This window comes from Snodgrassella sp. W6238H11, assembly GCF_016100525.1.
Classification (GTDB): domain Bacteria; phylum Pseudomonadota; class Gammaproteobacteria; order Burkholderiales; family Neisseriaceae; genus Snodgrassella; species Snodgrassella alvi.
In genome coordinates, this window is the sequence record NZ_JACFSH010000001.1 from 62390 (window position 1) to 83517 (window position 21128).

General features: G+C 43.4%; 19 protein-coding genes and 2 pseudogenes. 10 read left to right on the plus strand and 11 right to left on the minus strand.

Annotation, left to right across the window (positions count from 1 at the left end):
- Positions 1-29 precede the first annotated feature (29 nt).
- The 3 genes from H3V00_RS00300 to H3V00_RS00310 all read left to right on the plus strand — a co-directional run bounded on the left by H3V00_RS00300 (position 30) and on the right by H3V00_RS00310 (position 3181).
- Positions 30-1355, plus strand: coding sequence for a cation:dicarboxylate symporter family transporter (locus H3V00_RS00300; RefSeq protein ID WP_037393559.1), 1326 nt, complete (start codon positions 30-32; stop codon positions 1353-1355).
- Between the two features lie 244 nt (positions 1356-1599).
- The gene (locus tag H3V00_RS00305; protein WP_198206711.1) at positions 1600-2529 is read left to right on the plus strand and encodes a formate dehydrogenase accessory protein FdhE; all 930 of its coding nucleotides are present in this window, start codon (positions 1600-1602) and stop codon (positions 2527-2529) included.
- Between the two features lie 88 nt (positions 2530-2617).
- Positions 2618-3181: a hypothetical protein gene (locus tag H3V00_RS00310; protein ID WP_198206710.1), complete on the plus strand. Its 564-nt coding sequence runs from the start codon at positions 2618-2620 to the stop codon at positions 3179-3181.
- Here H3V00_RS00310 and H3V00_RS00315 read toward each other — a convergent pair whose 3' ends face one another.
- Complete coding sequence (locus H3V00_RS00315; RefSeq protein ID WP_078475087.1) at positions 3182-3730, minus strand: TetR/AcrR family transcriptional regulator; 549 nt, start codon at positions 3728-3730, stop codon at positions 3182-3184. It abuts the gene before it with no gap.
- A gap of 124 nt (positions 3731-3854) precedes the next feature.
- On the opposite strand from H3V00_RS00315, the gene H3V00_RS00320 reads away from it, so the two are divergent.
- Positions 3855-4391, plus strand: a complete 537-nt coding sequence (locus tag H3V00_RS00320) for an HPP family protein (RefSeq protein WP_198206709.1) — start codon at positions 3855-3857, stop codon at positions 4389-4391.
- Between the two features lie 266 nt (positions 4392-4657).
- Here the strand turns inward: H3V00_RS00320 and H3V00_RS00325 are convergent, their stop codons facing one another.
- A complete protein-coding gene (locus H3V00_RS00325; RefSeq protein ID WP_198185756.1) occupies positions 4658-5725 on the minus strand; it encodes a hypothetical protein in 1068 nt (355 codons plus the stop codon).
- Positions 5726-6257: 532 nt separating this feature from the next.
- Between H3V00_RS00325 and H3V00_RS00330 the strand changes: the two are divergent.
- Positions 6258-6662: pseudogene (locus H3V00_RS00330) on the plus strand (IS91 family transposase); the annotation flags it as partial.
- Between the two features lie 106 nt (positions 6663-6768).
- Here H3V00_RS00330 and H3V00_RS00335 read toward each other — a convergent pair.
- From H3V00_RS00335 to repC, 4 genes and pseudogenes are all read right to left on the minus strand, one after another.
- Positions 6769-7605: an aminoglycoside O-phosphotransferase APH(6)-Id gene (locus H3V00_RS00335; protein ID WP_000480968.1), complete on the minus strand. Its 837-nt coding sequence runs from the start codon at positions 7603-7605 to the stop codon at positions 6769-6771.
- Positions 7605-8408 (minus strand): aminoglycoside O-phosphotransferase APH(3'')-Ib, encoded by an 804-nt coding sequence (gene aph(3'')-Ib, locus H3V00_RS00340; RefSeq protein ID WP_001082319.1) that lies wholly within the window; start codon positions 8406-8408, stop codon positions 7605-7607. The genes H3V00_RS00335 and aph(3'')-Ib overlap by 1 nt, the downstream gene beginning before the upstream one ends.
- A gap of 60 nt (positions 8409-8468) precedes the next feature.
- Positions 8469-9284 (minus strand): sulfonamide-resistant dihydropteroate synthase Sul2, encoded by an 816-nt coding sequence (gene sul2 / locus H3V00_RS00345; RefSeq protein WP_001043260.1) that lies wholly within the window; start codon positions 9282-9284, stop codon positions 8469-8471.
- 307 nt (positions 9285-9591) lie between these two features.
- Positions 9592-9744, minus strand: a pseudogene (gene repC / locus H3V00_RS00350) (replication protein C, IncQ-type); the annotation flags it as partial.
- A gap of 68 nt (positions 9745-9812) precedes the next feature.
- Here repC and H3V00_RS00355 point away from each other — a divergent pair.
- Together H3V00_RS00355 and H3V00_RS00360 are read left to right on the plus strand one after the other, a co-directional pair.
- Positions 9813-10952, plus strand: a complete 1140-nt coding sequence (locus H3V00_RS00355) for an MFS transporter (RefSeq protein WP_198185759.1) — start codon at positions 9813-9815, stop codon at positions 10950-10952.
- Between the two features lie 238 nt (positions 10953-11190).
- Positions 11191-11760 (plus strand): TetR/AcrR family transcriptional regulator, encoded by a 570-nt coding sequence (locus H3V00_RS00360; protein ID WP_078475083.1) that lies wholly within the window; start codon positions 11191-11193, stop codon positions 11758-11760.
- 203 nt (positions 11761-11963) lie between these two features.
- On the opposite strand, the gene glp is transcribed toward H3V00_RS00360, so the two are convergent.
- Genes glp through H3V00_RS00380 form a run of 4 tightly spaced genes read right to left on the minus strand, consistent with a single transcriptional unit; the run spans position 11964 to position 14464 of the window.
- Positions 11964-13154, minus strand: coding sequence for a gephyrin-like molybdotransferase Glp (gene glp, locus H3V00_RS00365; RefSeq protein ID WP_198206708.1), 1191 nt, complete (start codon positions 13152-13154; stop codon positions 11964-11966).
- Complete coding sequence (gene mobA, locus H3V00_RS00370; RefSeq protein ID WP_180296325.1) at positions 13151-13762, minus strand: molybdenum cofactor guanylyltransferase; 612 nt, start codon at positions 13760-13762, stop codon at positions 13151-13153. The genes glp and mobA overlap by 4 nt, the downstream gene beginning before the upstream one ends.
- A complete protein-coding gene (locus H3V00_RS00375; RefSeq protein ID WP_100125227.1) occupies positions 13753-14214 on the minus strand; it encodes a molybdenum cofactor biosynthesis protein MoaE in 462 nt (153 codons plus the stop codon). The genes mobA and H3V00_RS00375 overlap by 10 nt, the downstream gene beginning before the upstream one ends.
- A gap of 1 nt (position 14215) precedes the next feature.
- Complete coding sequence (locus H3V00_RS00380) at positions 14216-14464, minus strand: MoaD/ThiS family protein (RefSeq protein WP_025330251.1); 249 nt, start codon at positions 14462-14464, stop codon at positions 14216-14218.
- 186 nt (positions 14465-14650) lie between these two features.
- On the opposite strand from H3V00_RS00380, the gene moaA reads away from it, so the two are divergent.
- On the plus strand, positions 14651-15625 hold the full coding sequence (moaA, locus tag H3V00_RS00385) for a GTP 3',8-cyclase MoaA (RefSeq protein ID WP_198206707.1): 975 nt from the start codon (positions 14651-14653) through the stop codon (positions 15623-15625).
- Positions 15626-15696: 71 nt separating this feature from the next.
- Here moaA and H3V00_RS00390 read toward each other — a convergent pair whose 3' ends face one another.
- Positions 15697-17340 (minus strand): lactate permease LctP family transporter, encoded by a 1644-nt coding sequence (locus tag H3V00_RS00390; protein ID WP_198206706.1) that lies wholly within the window; start codon positions 17338-17340, stop codon positions 15697-15699.
- Between the two features lie 622 nt (positions 17341-17962).
- On the opposite strand from H3V00_RS00390, the gene H3V00_RS00395 reads away from it, so the two are divergent.
- Complete coding sequence (locus tag H3V00_RS00395; RefSeq protein ID WP_279118267.1) at positions 17963-19579, plus strand: inorganic phosphate transporter; 1617 nt, start codon at positions 17963-17965, stop codon at positions 19577-19579.
- Positions 19580-19755: 176 nt separating this feature from the next.
- A complete protein-coding gene (locus tag H3V00_RS00400) occupies positions 19756-20901 on the plus strand; it encodes a polyamine ABC transporter substrate-binding protein (RefSeq protein WP_084551814.1) in 1146 nt (381 codons plus the stop codon).
- Positions 20902-21128 lie beyond the last annotated feature (227 nt).

The following is a 21128-nucleotide window of genomic DNA, read 5'->3' on the forward strand; positions in this document are numbered from 1 at the left end:
CTATATTACCACTTACAGTAAGGACGACTATGTTATCGATTATCAAACGATATAGCCGTAATTTGGCCTGGCAAATTTTAATCGCACTGATTATGGGGGTAGCACTGGGATTATATCTGCATACTTTTTCAGATCCTTCTCATCCCTACTACAAAACCTATCAGTCGTGGGTAATCAATGTATTACAACCGATGGGGGATATTTTTATCCGCCTGATTAAAATGATTGTGCTGCCCATCATTCTCAGTACGCTGACATTGGGTATTGCCGGACTGGGTAACTCCAAAAGTCTGGGTCGACTGGGCGGTAAAACCATTCTGTATTTTGAAATTATCACTACTATCGCCATTGGTGTGGGTTTACTTTTCGGTAATCTGTTTCACCCGGGTAGCGGCATTGATATTTCCAATCTGCACCACAGCAATGTCAGTCAGTACGTACAAAAAAGTGAAGCACTGGCCGAGAAGCCTCATGGTCTGGTTATAATGATTCTGGACATGATTCCGCATAATATATTTGATTCGCTTAGCAGCGGTGAAATTCTGCCGGTAATCTTTTTCTGTGTGTTTTTTGGTCTGGGCTTAACTAAGCTACCTGATAATCAGCGCCTGTTCTTTTCAGATTTTCTGAAAGTGATTTCAGACGTAATGTTCAAAATCACCAATATGATTATGCGTTACGCACCTATCGGGGTATTTGGTCTGATGACTGTTACCATCAGTAAATTCGGTTTCGGTTCGCTGATTCCGCTGATGAAACTGATTTTAATAGTTTATCTGGCGATGATAGTATTTACTCTGGTGATTCTGGGTGGCGTGGCCTATTTCTGCCGCTTTAACATTTTCACTATTATCAAAATTCTGAAAGATGAGCTGATAGTGGCTTTCTCAACCTCCAGCTCAGAAACTGCGCTGCCAAAAATGATTGAGAAAATGGAAGCATATGGCGCGCCGAAATCTATTACCAGCTTTGTGATTCCTACCGGATATTCATTTAATCTGGATGGTTCTACGCTGTATCAGAGTATTGCAGTTATCTTTCTGGCGCAGTTATACGGTATTTCTCTGTCGGTTAGTGATCAGGTAATGATTGTGATTACGCTGATGGTAGCTTCTAAAGGTATTGCCGGTGTACCGGGTGTATCGTTTCTGGTACTGTCTGCCACGCTGGCTACAACATCCATTCCGTTAGAAGGTCTGGGCTTTATTCTGGGTATCGACCGTATTCTGGATATGGGACGTACTGTAGTTAATGTAATCGGTAATGCTCTGGCTTCATTGGTTATTTCGCGCTGGGAACATGATTTTGATGATGAAAAAGCGCGGGAATATGAGAAATCACTTGGTATTAAATAATTAGTTTTCAGTAATAAAAAGGTTCAGAAATTTCTGAACCTTTTTTGTTATCCGATTTATCACATTTTGAAAAACAAATTGATAAGAGACATTATCTTTCTCTATTGATGGCATATAGAAAATCATAGACAGTAAATCCAGACAGAATACCTATTTTTGGTTAAACTTGGTTATTTAATTTGTTGATAATGATAACGGTACTATTACCTGAACAAGTAATATCGTTATATAACCGCGTTGATACATGAAAACACAAGCAACACCAGAAACCATACAAGCACAGGAATTTTTTCATATCCCGTTCTGGCAGCAGCCTCCTGTTGATATTTTCAGCCGGCGCGCATTACGGCTGAATGAATTGGCTGTAGAAGATAATAGTGACTGGCAATCATACTTACAGCTACTGGCTGTTATCAATAATGCTCAGCAAAATTTACTGGAGCAATATGCACAGGAAGCCTGGGTAATTCCTGAGACTGATAAAGATGAAGTTCCGCTTACTCTGGCATTACTGAGTGCCAATAGAGGCCTGATAGAGCGTCTGTTTACCGATTTACATGCTTTATTGCAAGCAGATTTGTCACCAACTGCTCAGCAGGTATGGAAAGAGTTATTGCAGCTCGACAGTGAAAGCCGCAACCAGTTATGCCAGCATGCATTTAATCAGCAGCTCGGAATAGCTCAGCAGGATTATCAGGTCTGGGTAAATGCAGTGGTGCAGATTGTTTATACTCATGCAGCGTTAAATCTGGCTGCTACAACGGTAAAACCTCTGTCTGAACCGGGTTTTTGCCCCTGCTGTGGTACTGATGCTGTGGGTTCAGTAATAGTCGGACAGGGTGAACTTGAAGGGTTGCGCTATTTGTGTTGTGGTGTATGCAATAGTCGCTGGCACAGTGTACGGGCACGCTGTAGTTTTTGTGATAATAGCCGTGATCTGGGCGTACACCGGATTGAACAGGTGAAAGAAGGTGTATTGGCTGGTGCAGAGGCGGAATGCTGTCCCAGCTGCCATGCTTACCGCAAACGTTATCGCCTGGCCAAGCAACAATATGCTGATCCGATTGCTGATGATTTGGCCTCTTTAGCTCTGGATATACTGTTGAATGAAGAGGGATGGCAGCGTGGCGGAGCTAATCCGTTTTTACTGATGGGAAAAATACCCAGACATTAAATTAAGCTAAAGCTGTTTGGCTTGAATAAATGATAGGGAGTCAAACAGCTTAAATAAGAAAATCTGATCTTACAGATGGATAATAAAGATGAAAAAAGCGGAGAAGTTTTTTTCCAGAGTAATTGGTCCTTTAATTATCGTATTGGGGATAATCTGTTTAGCTGAAAGTAAAAGCAATCACCAGCACTATTATCTTCCTTTGCAAAATAAAGCTAAATATCTTTTATCATTGAATTGTGCACCAAACCAATGTACTACACAGGGGAGAATGATATATAACCATCCGGAAAATATATCCGCTAAATCCATCAGTACACCAATTTATCATTTTCGCTATTATTTCCGGATAGCAGATAAAACCTATATTAATGATGATTTGCGTGTTTTTAGTGAAGGTTTTGGTTTTACCAAAACCGGACTGCGCTATTTTCCTGCAGGAGGCCTGAACTCAGCTGAATTTTTTTCAGAAGAAATCATTTTTGACCCGGCTAATCCAAATATAAATTTACCCGCGACATATGCAAAAGTTCTTCATGAGATTCCCAGCCCTTATGGCTTTTTTGAAGGTTTTTTTATTATTATAGGGGGAATTATTCTTACTCTAATCAGCTATTGGAATAAAATTTTTTTAAAAAACAGGCTTGATAAATAATTAAAGAAGTATTTCTGATACCCAATTAAAACTATTTTTTATTATTTCATCGTAAAGTAATTTATTATCTTTATAAATAAGACTGATATTACTCAGACCTTCTAATATAACCATTAATTGATTGGTTATTGCCTCATTTTGTGGGTTTTGCCGGAGTTTATCGCGGATTAAATTTCGAATAAATTCTTTATGCTCCATAACCAGCTCTTTTATTGCATTGTCGTTATGGATTTCTTCTCTTGCTCTGACAAATAAGCAGCCATTAAAATTGTCTTGATTATACCAGTCTAAATGCCATTTAAGTATCTGAATAATAGACTGTTGCTGGTCAAGATCAGCTATTGCTTCGGTAAGTTCTTGTTTAAATCGCAAGTCTCTTAGTTTTAAAACTTCAAAGATTAAATTGTCTTTGTTGCCAAAATGTTTATATAGCGTTGTTTTAGAGCAACCTGACTGGTCTCTTATTTCATCAACTCCTACGTTGCCAAAACCTTTTTGATAAAAGAGTTGTTCTGCTGTATCAGCAATTAATCTGTATGTTTTTTTCATTTATTATCCAAAGTGTTTGATAAGTGGACAGATCTGTACTATTATAAAAGTGAACAGATTTGTTCACTTTTGTGCTGGCACTAATTGCTAACACTCAAGCTAATCTTATAGGATATAAAGAATAATGAAACCATTTTTTTTCGGCAAGGAGAAACTGCCACCAAAGCCTACAAATAGTGAATTATTGCAAAGTCTGACCGGTGGTTTCGTAGCTATATTTTTTCTGATCTGGTTTAGTCGGGTAACCGGCTATACTTTAATAATGGCGCCATTTGGAGCAAGTTGTGTGATCTTGTTTGCTGTATCTCAGTCACCACTTGCGCAGCCAAGAAATGTTATTCTGGGACATTTAATTTCAGCTTTTTGCGGGTTACTGTTTTTAAAGCTATTCGGTCATGATGTTATTATTATTGCTTTGGCTGTAGGCATAGCAATTATCGCTATGCAATATTTTCGGGCAGTGCATCCACCAGCCGGTGCTAATCCATTAGTCATTTTATTAACAGCAGATAAAATAGATTATGATTTTACTTTTCTATTATTTCCAGTGCTGTCCGGGTCAGTAATATTGGTAGCAATTGCTTATTTAGTTAATAATCTTTTTAATAAAACGCATTGGCCTGTCTATTGGCTGGCACTCTTTAAAGAAAAGGAAAAATAATAATAAACCTATCATGTTGTTATCAGTAAATTGAAAAAACTGTGTGATACTTTTTTGGCGCAGAAAATTGGTCAGAAGATAAGGTAATCCAGTGTATATCAGCTTATGATAAGCTCGTAATATCCGCTGAATCAGCTGTTAAAAAAATCTTAGTTGAAATGATTTATTAATCTTTTCATGTACTGATTAATGAATCATAATCTTTTGTTTAATAAAAATATTTCAGAATTTATTGTCTGAAGACTTCGATAAACTTCAGATAGATATTAGTCGAAATCGATTTTCACGCCTTCTTTTTTAAGTATATTAGTTGCAATATTCATATCCGGCAGTGTTTCGCCGAAGTAAACCCGATTAGATAATTGCTGAGTGAATATCGAATGTATCTGATTAAATGCACCAATAGCGGTGAGATGGGACTGACCTTTAGGATCTGTAATGGATAAGACGGATTGAGTTGGCCGGTTGGTCGAATCTGTACCTGTGATATTGATTAAAATACGGTGCTCATCACCTTTACCCGGATTGTATAGCAGTTTCTGGCGAAATGTTTTAAAACGTTGCGTTGAGATTAAACGCCAGAAGCCACTATGAATTAATACATAGAAAAGGCGGTTGGTTATATTGCTGTTAAAACCAATTCGTGTGGATACTGATCTGGCTTGGGTTAACATTGGCAAGGTTAACTGATCAGGTGTATCAAAGCGATAAACCCGAAAACGTTTTTTTTCTGTAAAGCTGACCAGTCTGCTGTCTGAAAATGGCATACAGCTTTGAGTGTGTCTCTTGGCGACGACTTCAAAAGGAATCAGCATTCTGTCCATATAATCTACAGAATTGATTCCTGCGTTATCTTGCATAGAATAGAGAATATTAATATCTATGCTGTTTATCTGCTTGAATTTAAGTGTGTGCCGGATTATCAGGCTGGCAGCTACGCCAGCCATCCATGTGGAAGAAAATACTATGGGAGCATGCAACTGGTCGAATGTATGGGTATAGGTAATCGCTGTTTTTAATTTATCCGTCCAGCGAGTAATATCAAGATAGGCAATCTGATTTTTGATGGCAAAATGCAGTACGCGGTTATCGGGATCATTGGCCAGGGTTACGATTAATTGGGGTCGGATATTGTCTGGAAGCTGTGGTGCATTAATATCGAATTGTATTGCAGATGCTCTGGATAAGGTACTGGCAAATGCAGTTGAAGTATGTATATTGCGCCCGCCAATAATAATATGTACATCCGGATAATATAGATTTAACAGTGCCGCTACTTGTTTGCCTACTACACCATAGCCACCGATTAATAATACTGACAGCTGATTGTTCATGCAGACTTTCTATTTTAGGTTGATTGACCTAAAATAATATACTAAATAATTTATTTTTGGTCAATTGACCTATTTATAAAAATCATAATGTATTTCAGATATTAAAAAAGATAAACTTAACTCACTTTTTGTCAAATCATTACCACATCTTTTAGAAATGAATTTACCGGATGATTTTGAAATTATTTATCCTAATATGATTATGAATAATCATATTAGTTTAGGTTCCTCCACGAATGATTTTTTTAAATCTCGAAAATACCAACTTATGGCTTGGTTCAAGTAGTAATCCTGGTAATGTACATGGTGTTAGAGTTAATATTGAGCCGTTCAATTCAAATGTTTATATTGATATTTTATATCAACATGACCTTTGTAATGCTAATAGTGTACACACATTTTCAGAAAGTTTGATTAGAGCTTTAAATATGTTGATTCTATAAAGTTGATTATAAATGACTGACAAGGGGATCGTTGAAAGATTTGTTGTTAATATACGTAATGTAAACACAGTATTGCAAGGACGCGGAACATGCCTCATGTGGCGGCCAGGACGGCCAGCCGGGATCGGGATACTGGTCGTTACCAGAGCCACCGACCCGAGCAAACCCTTCTCTATCAGATCGTTGACGAGTATTACCCGGCATTCGCTGCGCTTATGGCAGAGCAGGGAAAGGAATTGCCGGGCTATGTGCAACGGGAATTTGAAGAATTTCTCCAATGCGGGCGGCTGGAGCATGGCTTTCTACGGGTTCGCTGCGAGTCTTGCCACGCCGAGCACCTGGTCGCTTTCAGCTGTAAGCGTCGCGGTTTCTGCCCGAGCTGTGGGGCGCGGCGGATGGCCGAAAGTGCCGCCTTGCTGGTTGATGAAGTACTGCCTGAACAACCCATGCGTCAGTGGGTGTTGAGCTTCCCGTTTCAGCTGCGTTTCCTGTTTGGGGTCGTTTGCGGGAAGGGGCGGAATCCTACGCTAAGGCTTTGGCCAGCGATATTCTCCGGTGAGATTGATGTGTTCCCAGGGGATAGGAGAAGTCGCTTGATATCTAGTATGACGTCTGTCGCACCTGCTTGATCGCGGCCGCGATAGCTAGATCGCGTTGCTCCTCTTCTCCATCCGCGTTCCAAGCTGCGGAAAGGCACCCATAAGCGTACGCCTGGTCGAGCAGGCGACGCGGATCGACGTCCAGCGCACGAGAGAATGCGTCCGCCATCTGTGCAATGCGTCTAGGATCGAGACAAAGGTCGTCTCTGTCAGCCGGATCGTAGAACATATTGGCGGCGCCAAAGCCCACTTCACCGACCAGACCGACGGGATCTATCACCAGCCAGCCGCGACTGGAGAACATGATGTTTTCATGATGCAGATCGCCATGTAGCCCACGCAGTTCCGAGGCATTGCTCATCATTTGATCGGCTATAATCGCCGCGTGGACGTAGTCAGTTTGACAACCTGCGTTTTGATCATCGCGCGCCCGCTGAAACAAAGCTGCAAAGCGATCCCGGATCGGGAGAAGGGCAGAAGGCAGGGGTTCCTCAGATGCGGCATACAGCTTCGCCATTAGTTCCGCTGCAATTTCGGTCGCCTGGTAGTCGCCGTGCTCGGCAACGATGTGAGAGAGCATTCGCTCCCCGGCATATTCGAGCAACATCAGATTGTTCTCACGACCGAGCAACCGGACTGCTCCCCTCCCATTGCGCCATACCAGATAGTCGGCCCCGCGCAGTTCATCAGCAATGTCTTCTATAGGTTTCAATCCCTTGACGATTGCAGGAGTCCCGTCTGGCAATGAAACTTTCCAAACGAGGCTGGAAAAGGTGTCCGCAATGAGAACAGGTTGCGAAACGTGCCAATGAGCAGGAAAAACAGGCGGCATGAACATCAACCCCAAGTCAGAGGGTCCAATCGCAGATAGAAGGCAAGGCGTTCGCGGTCGGGGGCTTCGATCCCCAATACATTGAATAGGACAGCGAAGGCGCGCTCTGCTTCATCTGGCGCTGCCCAGTTCTCTTCGGCGTTAGCAATCATGAGTGCCAAATCGGCATAGCGATCTGCTGTTCCGAGCCGCCCAAGGTCGATCAGACCCGTGCATTGAAGAGTTTTAGGGTCCACCATGAAGTTCGGCATGCAGGGATCACCATGGCAAACAACCATATCGGTGCGCTCTTGGTCGAGCCGCACCGGTAGCTCTCGTTCGACACGAGCCAAAAGATCGAGCTGCGGCGTACTCTTGTCCTCGTCCGGTAAGAAGTCGGGATTGACGGCATTGCGGGACACCACATCAACGGCGCGTCCGAACATTCGCGACAGCCTGCGCTCAAACGGACATTGATCAACCGATAGGCTGTGAACAGCGCCAAGTTGCTGCCCCATTGACGGCCACGCTTTGAGCAAATCCGCTCCAGACAGATCAGCCGCCGGTACTCCCGGAATTGCCGTTATCACCAAGCATGCACCCTCCTGTTCCTCCTGCCAGTTGATGACCTCGGGGCAAGCCACACCTCGACCTTTGAGCCAAATGAGGCGGTCACGCTCTCCAGCGAGCTCACCGCGGCGGGAAGCAGGTGCGATTTTCGCGAAGGCATGCCCGTCACCACGTCGAAAAACAAAATCACCAGATTCTCCGCCTCTGACAGGCAACCAGTCAGAATGCGATTCACCAAAAAAAATATTAGTTCGATTCAATGGAGGTTCCTTCAGTTTTCTGATGAAGCGCGAATATAGAGAAATATCCCGAATGTGCAGTTAACGAATTCTTGCGGTTTCTTTCAGCGCCGCCAATACCGCCAGCCCGTCGCGCAAGGGGCGCGGCTCGTGTGTGCGGATGAAGTCAGCTCCACCTGCGGCGGCGGCAAGCTCTGCAGCGAGTGTCGCGGCCCCGACATCCCCCGGACCACGGCCTGTGAGCGCGCGCAGAAAGGATTTGCGCGAAACAGACAGAAGCACCGGCAAATCGAAGCGCAGCCGCAATTCATCGAACCGCGCCAGCACCGAGAGCGAGGTTTCGGGAGCAGCCCCCAGAAAAAACCCCATGCCGGGATCAAGGACAAGGCGGTTGCGTTTGATACCGGCACCCGTCAGCGCCGCGATGCGCGCGTCAAAGAACGCCGCAATGTGATCCATGATGTCGCCAGCGGGTGCCTCGCGCCGATCTGCCTGCCCGTCTTGCACCGAATGCATAACGACGAGTTTGGCAGATGATTTCGCCAATTGCGGATAGAACGCAGCGTCTGGAAAACCGCGAATATCATTGAGATAGGCCACACCACGCGACAAGGCATAGGCTTGCGTCGCGGGTTGATAACTGTCGAGCGAGACGGGAATGCCATCTGCCTTGAGCGCGTCCAGCACCGGCGCGATACGCGCGATTTCTGTGTCGGACGAAACAGGCGCGGCGTCGGGATTGCTGGATGCCGGACCGAGGTCGATCACATCTGCCCCCTCGGCCATCAGCTTACGCGCCTGCGCAATGGCTGCGTCTGGCGCCAGATACCGGCCTCCATCGGAGAAACTGTCCGAGGTTATGTTGACGATGCCGAAAATGATGAGCGATTTATTCATGGGGGCTTCTATAATAATAATAATCGAGCATGAGTCTCATACGGATGCTCGGGTCGAAAGGGAATCCCCAGGCGAGTAACCTGTTTGCGGTGATCCATTAGCTGCAGGAGCAGAATAGCATACATCTGGAAGCAAAGCCAGGAAAGCGGCCTATGGAGCTGTGCGGCAGCGCTCAGTAGGCAATTTTTCAAAATATTGTTAAGCCTTTTCTGAGCATGGTATTTTTCATGGTATTACCAATTAGCAGGAAAATAAGCCATTGAATATAAAAGATAAAAATGTCTTGTTTACAATAGAGTGGGGGGGGTCAGCCTGCCGCCTTGGGCCGGGTGATGTCGTACTTGCCCGCCGCGAACTCGGTTACCGTCCAGCCCAGCGCGACCAGCTCCGGCAACGCCTCGCGCACCCGCTGGCGGCGCTTGCGCATGGTCGAACCACTGGCCTCTGACGGCCAGACATATTAATATTTAGTTTACTAATTATTTTAAATATGAAATTATCAAATAAACGGGATTCGATTATAAATTCATGAAAAATTATTTTGTTCTTGTTTTAGTCGGATTTGCTGGTTTTATCTCCGCCGCAGATAATTGGGTTGCTTCACTTCTTTTACCTGACATATCTGAAGATTTCGGTATTTCAATTTCTCAAGTAAGTATAGTTTTAACTGCCTATTTAATTCCATATGGGGTACTTCAACCTGTCTATGGTTATTATAGCGATCGGTATGGTAGAAAAAAAATACTATTACTACTCATGCTTTGCTTATCAATCTCCACTCTATTGTGTTCGATAGCGCCCAATATTGCTCTACTTACTGTATGTCGATTTATCACAGGGTTATTTGCAGCAGGGATTATTGCAGTTTCATTAGGGATTTTAGGAGAGTTATACGAAAAAGAAATTTTAACTAAATTTGTTGGAATTTTTCTTGGTTTAATATTTTTAGGCCAGGGATTAAGTTCAGCAGTTGGTGGGTGGTTAATTGAAATAAGCAATTGGAGAAATATATTTATATTATTTTCAATATTATCCTTATTGTCATTTTTTTCCATCTTTTGCTTACCTTCAAGTGGCTATATAAATACAAAAAAATCGGCATTTATCAAAGCTATTTGTTCATTACTAGCACAGAATACATTACGTAAAATTTACTTTCTTGCATTCTGTAATGGTTTTATTGTGCTTGGGACATATTCTTATATTGGTGCTTATTTTTCAACTTCTCTTAGTGTTGATTATAGATATGTCGGTATTGGTCTTATGTTATTTGGTATTATTTGCTTTATGACGGGGTTTCTTAATAGATTTTTTTTGAAAAATATTGCAAATAGGAAAGTATTAATATCAGGGTTTTTTTGTTCGGTAATCTTGTTACTTATGCTCATGTGCCATAACATACTTCTGACTTATTTCGCAACAATGTTTCTTGGAATGGGATATATTTTAGTTCAATCAATTCTTGCGAGTAGAGCGCTTGAGCTTGCGTTAAATGATAAAGGTCTATCATCAGGTATAATTGGTGTCGCCATTTTTGGCGGAGGGGGGATTGGTACTTACCTGGGAAGTTTGGTATTAGATGTTTCTGAATATCAAATGCTATTTTTATTATTTCTTTGTTTAATTGCGGTTCCGCTTTTGATTTCTATGTGTAGCAAGGATGTTTAAAGTTAATTTATTCAACTAGAATTGGATTCTAGTAACAATGTAATGATGGATGTCGGTATGGTTACATTGAATCCTTTAATAGTCAATCCATGAGTGAATTTTGAATTTATCGTTTTATTTATTCTAATAACATAACTGTTTCTATCGAATTTTAGTAAACTTATTACATTGAAATCTAAATTAATTTCGGAAAAATTGTTAATTAGCTTATAAAAACTTTCTTTGACAGAGAATATTGATGGCTAAATTATCTCCAAAAAAAGAACAAATACTGACTACTGCCGCGCGGTTGCTGGCGACACGGGGCGGGGTGAATTTCAGTATGCGGATAGTGGCAGATGAAATGGGAATACGGCTAAGTAATCTGCAATATTATTTCCCTACGCTGGAAAAACTCTTTAGCGCGCTGGTTGAAAATATGCTGCTACTGGTTGAGCGGAAAATAAATCTTGCGCTAAAAAGTGATGCTGAAACGATGAGTGTACTGATAGATATCATTTGCTCAGAACTTGATGATGTTTACAATTGTCAGTTAATGTGGGAAATCTGGGCACTATCTGAACGAACCACAGAAGCTCATCATGCTATTGATTTGTTTTATCAGGAATATTTAAAAAAAATAGCTTGTTTCGTCCAATCACAGAATACTTTACTCAATAATGATGAAATACAGCGGCGTGCATTAATCATTGTTAGCTTGCTCGAAGGTATATGGGTGGTTGCGGGGAAAAAACGCTCAGGCATTGAGTTGGATACAATTAAGGCAGATTTACTGCATACGATTAATCTGATTATCAGCAGCACCTGATCACGATGCGCAATATATTTATAAAACAAATTGAGCAGTAATTTAAACCAAATATAGTCGGCCATTAGCAAATTGAAATTCTGCTCAGGTTATCAGATTATTTGGCTAATCAGATAATAAAATCAGAAAAATCCTGATTATATGAAAGCCGGAAAAAGCTCTCTTGCTCTTTCCGGCCTTATTTTTGCTGAATAATTTATTTTTTATATCGGATAAACTGTCAGCCACTGTCCCTGCTGAATATCAGTTTGTGCGGGAATATCGATTAATACCTGTGCATTCACGCAACCGGAAAGCATATGTGAACCCTGTTTATTTAATGGAATAACCTCCGGACCATTATTGGTAAAGCGCAAGGTTCCGCGCAGGAATTCGCGTCGTTTTTGCCGGTTCGGGTTTATGCTGAAAGCAGCTTTGGCCTGATAGCATTCGGGTAGTGCTTGCAGAATATGACGCCCGGCGGCTGTTTGCAGTGCCGGTAGTCCAAGCAGTTTGAAGGTAACAAAGCTGGCTACCGGATTGCCGGGCAGAAGCATGACGCGGCATTCACCGATACAGCCCCAGCCAAAGGGTTTACCCGGTTTTATCGCCAGTTTCCAGTGTTCTATACTGCCTAATTGTTGCAGTGCCGGTTTAACCAGATCACGATCACCTACAGAAGCACCACCGGAAATAATAATGCTGTGGCTGCTGGTGGCGGCTTTGGAAAGGGTTTCGGTGATGATATCGAGATTATCCGGCAGAATACCGCCGTCAATGATTTCAATAAATGTGTAAGTTTGAAGACAGGCCAGCAACATGGGGCGATTACTATCATATATCTGATGTTGCTGTAACTGGCTATTGCCGCTTACCAGTTCATCACCGGTGGTAAATACGCTTACACGCAGTTTTTGGTAAACCTGTAGTTCACTGAATCCCTGTGAGGCGGCCAGTCCGATTGCCTGAGCATTAAGTAATGCACCTTTTTCCAGTAAAGTTGCCCCTTGTTTCAGCTCTTCGCCCTGACGGCGAATGTTTTCATTGGCAACGGGTGTGCTGGTGCAGCTGAGGGTGAGTCCTTCAACGCAGGTGTTCTCCTGCATAATTACTGCATCAGTATTTACCGGAATTCCGGCACCAGTGTAGATACGCATAGCCTGACCGTGTTGCAGGGTTAGCTGTCGTGTATCTCCTGCTGCGGCTGTATCGGTTAGTTGCCATTCAGAGCAATCGAGTCCGCATATCGCATAGCCGTCCATAGCGCTGTTGTCGAATGCGGGAGAGTCTGTAGTAGCTATAATGCTTTGGGCGAGAATACGCCCGGCAGCCTGATTAAGCGGTACGGTTTCAGTATCGACTATGCGGCTTGCCTGTTGCAACAGGGCTTCCTGCCCTTGGTAAAAATCCATCATAAGGTTGTTTCTCCGCTGCGCATGCTGGTAAACATTGCGCTGCTGTTATAGTTGGTAAACGGAATATTGTCGGCAAAGGTAACGATAGCATGCCGGTATGGCAGAATGACGGAGCGGATACTGTGTTTGCCAGTGCTGTTAAGCTGTTGCCGGATATGTTTTAAGTGACGCCGCCGCATCTGACAAACGACAGGGTGCAGAGTGAAAGAATCTGCGGCGCAAACAATATCAAGTTCAGGCTGGCCGGATAGTTTCTGATACAAACCGGCAATGATATCGGTGTTGAGTAATGGCAGGTCACACGGTACTATTTGCAGATATTCAATAGCTTCCGGTAAATGTTGTGCAGCACTGATGATACCGGCAAGTGGTCCCATCCCGCTATAGGCCGGTAGATCAGAATATACGGGATAGCCGTATTTTTCTATTCGGGCAATATCCCGGTTGGCACTGATAATAATGTGCTCGCTGCAGTGACCAAGCTGATGCAGAATATGTTCCAGCAATGGCTGACCATTTAGTGTGAGTAGGGCTTTATTGGCACCACCTACACGGGTACCGAGTCCGCCGGCCAGAATAATCAGCCCGAGATTTGCATTTATTCCCATGACTGTGTGCGTAGCTGGTCTGTATGTTTCATTTCTACCCAGTGCTGCTGACCATTGGCAAAACATTCTTTTTTCCAGAATGGTGCTTCGGTTTTGAGGTAGTCCATAATAAAATGATTGGCCTGATAAGCATGTTCGCGATGGCCGCTGGCAGTAAGTACCAGTACTATTTGTGCGCCTACTGGTAATTCACCCACACGATGAATGACGCAGGCGTAGGGTAAAGACCAGCGTTCGCCGGCACGGGTGATGATTTTGCTGATTTCCTGCTCGGTTACTTCCGGCATATGAGTGAGATACAGATGACTCAGTGGTTGCTGCGGGTTATCGTTGCCGCGCACTTTACCAATAAAACTGACTACAGCTCCGCAATCCGGCGCATTTTTTTCAGCCAGTGCCAGCTCATGACTGAGGTTGAAGTCTTCTGTCTGTATTTGTATGCGTGTCTGCATTTTAACCTCCGGTTACTGGTGGTAGCAGTGCGATGCTGTCTCCGTCTCTAATGGCTGTGTTGCCATGCTGAATAATATTATTTACAGCAATTTTATATACTTTTCCCTCGGCCAGTACCTCGGAGAACGGTATTCCGCGCTGCCGCAGATAGGCGAGCAGGGTATTGCTGTCATCAAAACTGCATGCAAGCTCTTCCTGTGCCATGCCCAGTTCTTCGGCAAAGCGTGCCAGATAAATAACCGTAATCATGATAAAGACATAGTTAAACCAATAATCGTTTATTATGCCGTGTTTTTTCTTTTTATGGCAGATAGCTGCTGCTAATGCTATTGGATTTAAGTAATAATTTAGGATAAAATGCCGTTCTTTTCTTAATTATTCCAATCATTTGCCTTATTCTGAAATTTTTTCTGATAACAGGCTTTTACCTATCTCATGCTGATTGACCGCTTCAACAGACGTATTGATTATTTACGAATTTCGGTAACGGATAAATGTGATTTGCGCTGTACTTATTGTATTCCGCAGGGATTTACAGAGTTTGAAAAACCGGTCAACTGGCTGTCGTTTGCTGAGATTGAGCGTGTTGCCGGCGCATTTGCCCGTATGGGCGTGTCACGTTTCCGTTTAACCGGCGGCGAACCGTTACTGCGCAAAAATCTGCCCGATCTGGTAGCACGGCTGGCGGCATTGCCCGGGGTTTCAGATTTGTCGTTAACCACCAATGGCACGCAACTGGACAGGTTTGCATATGATTTACGCAAAGCGGGACTAAACCGGCTGAATGTGAGTCTGGATTCACTGCGGCGTGAATGTGTACAGGAGATTTCCGGTAAGGATAGCTTTGATAAGGTAATAAATAGTCTTCAGACGGCACGCGATGCAGGCTTTGAGCAGATTAAAATTAATATGGTGCCGCTGCCGGGGGTTAATACCGGTGATATAGAGGATATGGTGGCGTTCTGTATTACCAATGGCTTTATTCTGCGCCTGATTGAAGTAATGCCGATGGGTGTAAGCGCCCGCGGACTGGATTATTTTAATTTACTGGAACTGATTGAAAATCTGCGCCCGAAATATCAGTTGCATGAAAGTAAACGTGTCTATGGCGGCGGGCCGGCTAAATACTGGGAAAGTGCGGATGGCCGTTTTACTTTAGGACTGATTACACCACGTTCCCAGCATTTCTGTGCCACCTGTAACCGGGTACGTATGTCTGTTGATGGGACATTGTATTTGTGTCTGGGGCAGGAGCAGAGTATGGCATTAAAACCTTTATTAATGGCAAATTGTTCTGATGTTCTGCTGGAGCAGGCAATTCAGCAGGCAGTGGATTTGAAACCGGAAAAACATGAATTCAATGAAAAACCGGATAAAATTGTGCGCATTATGGCCAAAACCGGTGGTTAGTATCCTGGTTATTGCTGTTACCGGAAACCAAAAGCCCGCTCAGGAGAGCGGGCTTTTGGTTTAGAAATAAATCAGAACAGGATGAGTGTCCACGGTAACAGATAAGTTTGTACGACGGTAAATAAGCCGGCGATTACACAGAAAAGCAGGCTATGACGTACGGTAAAGCGGAACAGATCTGATTCTTTACCAGCCAGACCCACAGCAGCGCAGGCAATGGCAATAGACTGCGGTGAAATCATTTTACCGGTTACACCACCAACTGAGTTAACGGCTACAGCCAGTACCGGATCCATACCTACCTGCATAGCAGTATTAGCCTGCAGGGCGCCAAACAGAGCATTGGCAGATGTGTCTGAACCGGTGAGGAAAACGCCTACCCAGCCAAGGAATGGTGAGAAAAACGGAAATGCTTTACCGGTATCAGCCAGCGCCAGAGCCAGTGTGGAGGAAAGACCGGAATAATTAACCACGTATGCAAAAGCCAGTACCAATCCGATAGACAGTACCGGATAGCGTAAGTCGTACAGAGTATGTTTGAATGTGTCGACAGCCAGACGTGGTTTTATTTTTAATAGCAATATGGAAATAATGGCAGCCAGTAATATGGATGTGCCTACTGCTCCTAACAGATTAAGTTTAAATTCGGCTGCGATAGGGGTGTTTTCCGTTACGATAGGTGCGGTTTTAATCACCAGATTATCAAGCCACGGCCATTGAATTTTAATCAGGCTGAATGAGTTAAACCATTCTTGCAGCGGTTTGATTGTCCAGACCGCAACACAAACAGTCAGAATAATGAAAGGCGACCAGGCCAGGGCAATTTGTTTGGCGCAGTATTCTGAAGTACTGCGTTGTTTTTCAGGCTGCTGCATGCCGCTGAACGTAAATATCTGTTTCGGCTGCCAGACCCGAAGAAACAGTGCCAGACACACCATACTAACCAGGGCAGATGTAACATCCGGCAATTCAGGCCCGACAAAATTGGCTGTGATGAACTGGGTAGCGGCAAAAGAAACACCGGAAACCAGTAAAGCAGGCCATGTCTGACGAATACCGCGCATCCCGTCCATGATGAATATCAGATAAAACGGAATAACGACAGACATCATAGGTAACTGCCGGCCGGCAAGCTGGCCGATATGAAATGGGTCAATACCTGATACTTGTCCGCCAACCAGAATCGGAATGCCCAGTGCGCCGAATGCTACTGGTGCAGTATCGGCAATCAGACACAGGCCGGCTGCATATAATGGTTTGAAACCAAGACCTACGAGTAGTGCTGCACTGATGGCAACAGGTGCACCAAATCCGGCTGCACCTTCCAGAAAAGAACCAAAGCAAAAACCAATCAGCAGCAATTGCAAACGCTGATCTTTAGTAATGGACAGAATAGATGAGCGAATGATGTCAAACTGTCCGCTTTTAACCGTAAGATTATAGAGAAAAACTGCGGTAATAATAATCCAGGCAATTGGCCACAGACCATAAAAGAAACCATACAAGGCAGAGGACAGGGCGAGAGCGGCCGGCATTTTATATGCGGCAACAGCCACGATAATTGACAGAATCAGCGTAATGGCTCCGGCAACGTGGCCTTTCATGCGCAAAACAGTGAGTGCTGCAAAAAAAAATATAATTGGTAAAAGGGCTGCCAGCAATGTGAGATAAATGCTGTTACCTAATGCCGAGTAACTTTGTACCCATTGGTGCATATATTTCTCCTCAATGTATGAGTCTGTGTGTGATAAGTTGATTGGTATGTGCGTTTTTGAAAATGCTGAGTACTATTAATTTTTTTAATGCTAACTAATACATAATGCCTTGCAGGCTGTTACTTTAAAAAATAAAAATGTTAACGTCAATGTTTGTATTTTATATTTTAATCTTTGTAATTAAAGCCGATGCGGCTGAATAAGTCTTTTTTCTGTTCAACCAGAAGATAAATTTTCAATGATAATATATTAATTATTTATTTTATTAGATTTTAGTATCTGAGAAAGCAGATTATTTTTAATTATAGGCTGGTTTGATCAGGTGATTTATAACTATATTGTTAATTTGATGTATGCTAGTGATAGCAGAGTTTAATTACTGTCTGTATACTGATACAGCAGAATGATAGATGTACAGTACTTGATTGCTGTGCGGCAAGAATAATATGAATATTGTGCTGGCGCAGAAATGCAGCTGTTTGTATACCGATTGTCTTTTATCAGCCAAATTTAGGTAATAAGGAGAATTCCGGCACTGGCAATAAAATTGTGTTTGTCACAAAACTGTCATGTTGGTCTTTTACAATAAGTCAGGGTAATTCCTAAAATTAGGGAGAAAGCTGTGTCTGCTTCGTCTGCGGCTTCGTCGTCTGGGGCAATTATGTCTGTATCTAGTAAAACCAGTAAAGTAAGTAAAATTTTATTCCTGCTGATACTAATGGGCGGTCTGGTCTATGCCGGCGTTTGTATTTATCATGATTTGCAGGGAATTCCCACTTCTTCATTGCTGGTATATGCCTTATTAACAGTAGCCCTTCTGATTGCGCTGGCGTTTGAGTTTGTGAATGGTTTTCATGACACCGCTAATGCAGTGGCCAGTGTTATCTATACGCGTTCGCTTAAACCCAATACTGCGGTAATCTGGTCTGGAACGTTCAATTTTCTCGGGGTGATGCTGTCTACCGGCGCCGTGGCTTATGGAGTGATTTCTTTACTGCCAGTAGAGCTGATTCTGCATATGGGCAGTGATGTTGGCTACGCGATGATTTTTGCTTTGCTCTCAGCAGCCATTATCTGGAATCTGAGCACTTGGTGGCTTGGCTTACCGGCTTCCAGCTCGCATACCCTGATTGGCTCAATCATCGGTGTAGGGGTGGCTAATCAGCTGATGTCGGCACATCAGGGAACCAGCGGCGTAAGCTGGAATCAGGTAATTAATGTTGGTGAATCGTTATTATTTTCGCCGTTACTCGGTTTTATTCTGGCTGCTTTGCTGTTAATTCTGTCTAAAAAATTATTGCGTATTCCTGCTTTATATAAAGCACCGGAAAATGATATGCCACCACCCTGGCCGATTCGTCTGCTGCTGATTTTTACCTGTACTACAGTAAGTTTTGCCCATGGCTCAAATGACGGACAAAAGGGTATGGGGCTGATTATGCTGATTCTGATTGGTACTGTGCCCATGGCGTATGCTCTTAACCATACTGTACCCAAGGAAGAATGGGCAAAATTTTCAGCTCATTCAGTGGCAGCACAGAAAACCATTCATGATTTGCTGCCAGCGGGCTTCGTGTTACAACAAGGTACAGATGTGCGGGCACAGGTTACAGCTTTAGTGGAAAATAAACAGGGTACGCCGGAACAACTGGACGCACTGGCTCAGTTGGTAGAAATTGTGGCGCATGATGTGAGTAAAAGCGACAGTCTGCGTAATTTACCGCCTGAACAGGTAGGTAATATCCGCAACGATATGTATCTGGTGTCTGAATCAATGACCTTGTTGCAAAAAAATGCCCTGGTTCATCAATACAGTCTTAATCAGGTACAGATGGACAGTTTAAAGACATATCATACGTCAATTGATCATGCCACTAAGTATATTCCGGTTTGGGTAAAGGTACTGGTTGCACTGGCACTCGGACTGGGTACGCTAGTTGGCTGGAAACGGATTGTGGTAACAGTGGGTGAAAAAATCGGCAAAACCCATTTGTCCTATGCACAGGGTGCTTCTGCAGAATTGGTAACGGCCGCGCTGATTTTTGCTGCTGATCGCTTTGGTCTGCCAGTAAGCACAACACATGTACTGACTTCTGGTATAGCCGGTACGATGGCTGCCAATAAAAGTGGCCTGCAAAAATCCACAATTCGTAATCTGGTAATGGCATGGGTGCTTACTCTGCCGGTTTCCATTCTGCTGGCCGGAGGCTTATTCTGGTTTTTTCGGATGATTTTCTGAGTATGTATTACTATTTGTGTTCTGAGTGGTTATAAACTCTGTAATAATTTGCCAAATGCTCTTGCATGGTACGGTATTTCACAGTTTAATGTCGGTTTAGTGGTGGCTGTGCTGGTGCACGTCATAGATACTTGCTTCCTCCCGTTTTAACGGGGCATACAAATTGGAAATCGTGTATGAAAAAATTACTGGTATTGTCAGCTATTGTAAGCTTGCTGATAGTTGCCTGCTCGGATGCCGGTACAGCAAATAAAGATGCTGCTTCCAATACTTCCAATAACGGAGTCATGAATCCGACTGACCAGCTTAATATCTATAACTGGTCTGACTATGTTGACCCTGATACAGTAAAAAATTTTGAAAAAGAAAATAATATCAAGGTTCGTTACGATTATTATGATAGTAACGAAACATTGGAAGCCAAAATTCTGATTGGTCGTTCCGGCTATGATCTGGTTGTACCATCCATTGCCAATGTCGGTCGGGAAATTAAAGCTGGTGCTTACCGGCCGGTAGATAAAAGCCAGCTGTCCTATTACAATAATATCGACCCGAATCTGTTGAAAATGATGGATAAGGTAGATCCGGGTAATAAATATGCAGTGCCTTATTTCTGGGGTATTAATACTATCGGTATCAATACCGCTATGGTAGAGAAAGCACTTGATGGCAAATTACCGGATAATCTCTGGGATCTGGTATTTAATCCGGAATATACACATAAACTGAAAAATTGCGGTATTTCTCTGTTTGACAGCCCTACAGAGCTGTATCCGCTGGCTTTGCATTATTTAGGTAAAGACCCGAACAGCAGTGAACCGGATGATATCCGTGCTGCAACCAATCTGATTAAATCCGTACGTAATGATGTGAAACGTTTTAGCTCATCAGGCTATATTGATGATATGGCTCGCGGTGATCTGTGTGTGGCTACCGGTTACGGTGGTGATTTAAACATCGCTAAAAAACGTGCTGAGGATGCTAAAAGTGGCGTGCATTTACAGGTGCTGGCACCGAAAGAAGGGGTTGGAATCTGGGTTGATTCGTTTATGATTCCTAAAGATGCCCAGAATGTAGCCAATGCTCTGAAATACATCAATTACACACTCGAACCTAAAGTTGCAGCGAAAAACGGTAATTATGTGACTTTTGCACCAGCCAGCAAACCGGCACGGGCACTGATGAGAAGTGAAATTGGTAGCGATCCCAGCATATTTCCTACTCAGGAAGTACTGGATAAGAGTTTTATCGTATCACCGAAATCACAGGATGCTGTGCGTCTGGCTGTGCGCCTGTTCCAGCAGGTAAAAGCAGGGCAGTAGCTGTTTGATATTCGCGCACGCAGGTTTCAATAAAAAACGAATCGTTCCGGTTCGTTTTTTATTTAAGATGATTAGCTTATCTTAGCGAATCATCGGAACATATAACTCTTTGAATGGGTGTAGTATGCTGATAATGGCAGAATCGTTATAGATATTAGCTGTCAGAATATGGGTAAACACTTATAATCAGAGGCTACAGCGCCAGTTCTGACTGCTGAAGGTCAGAC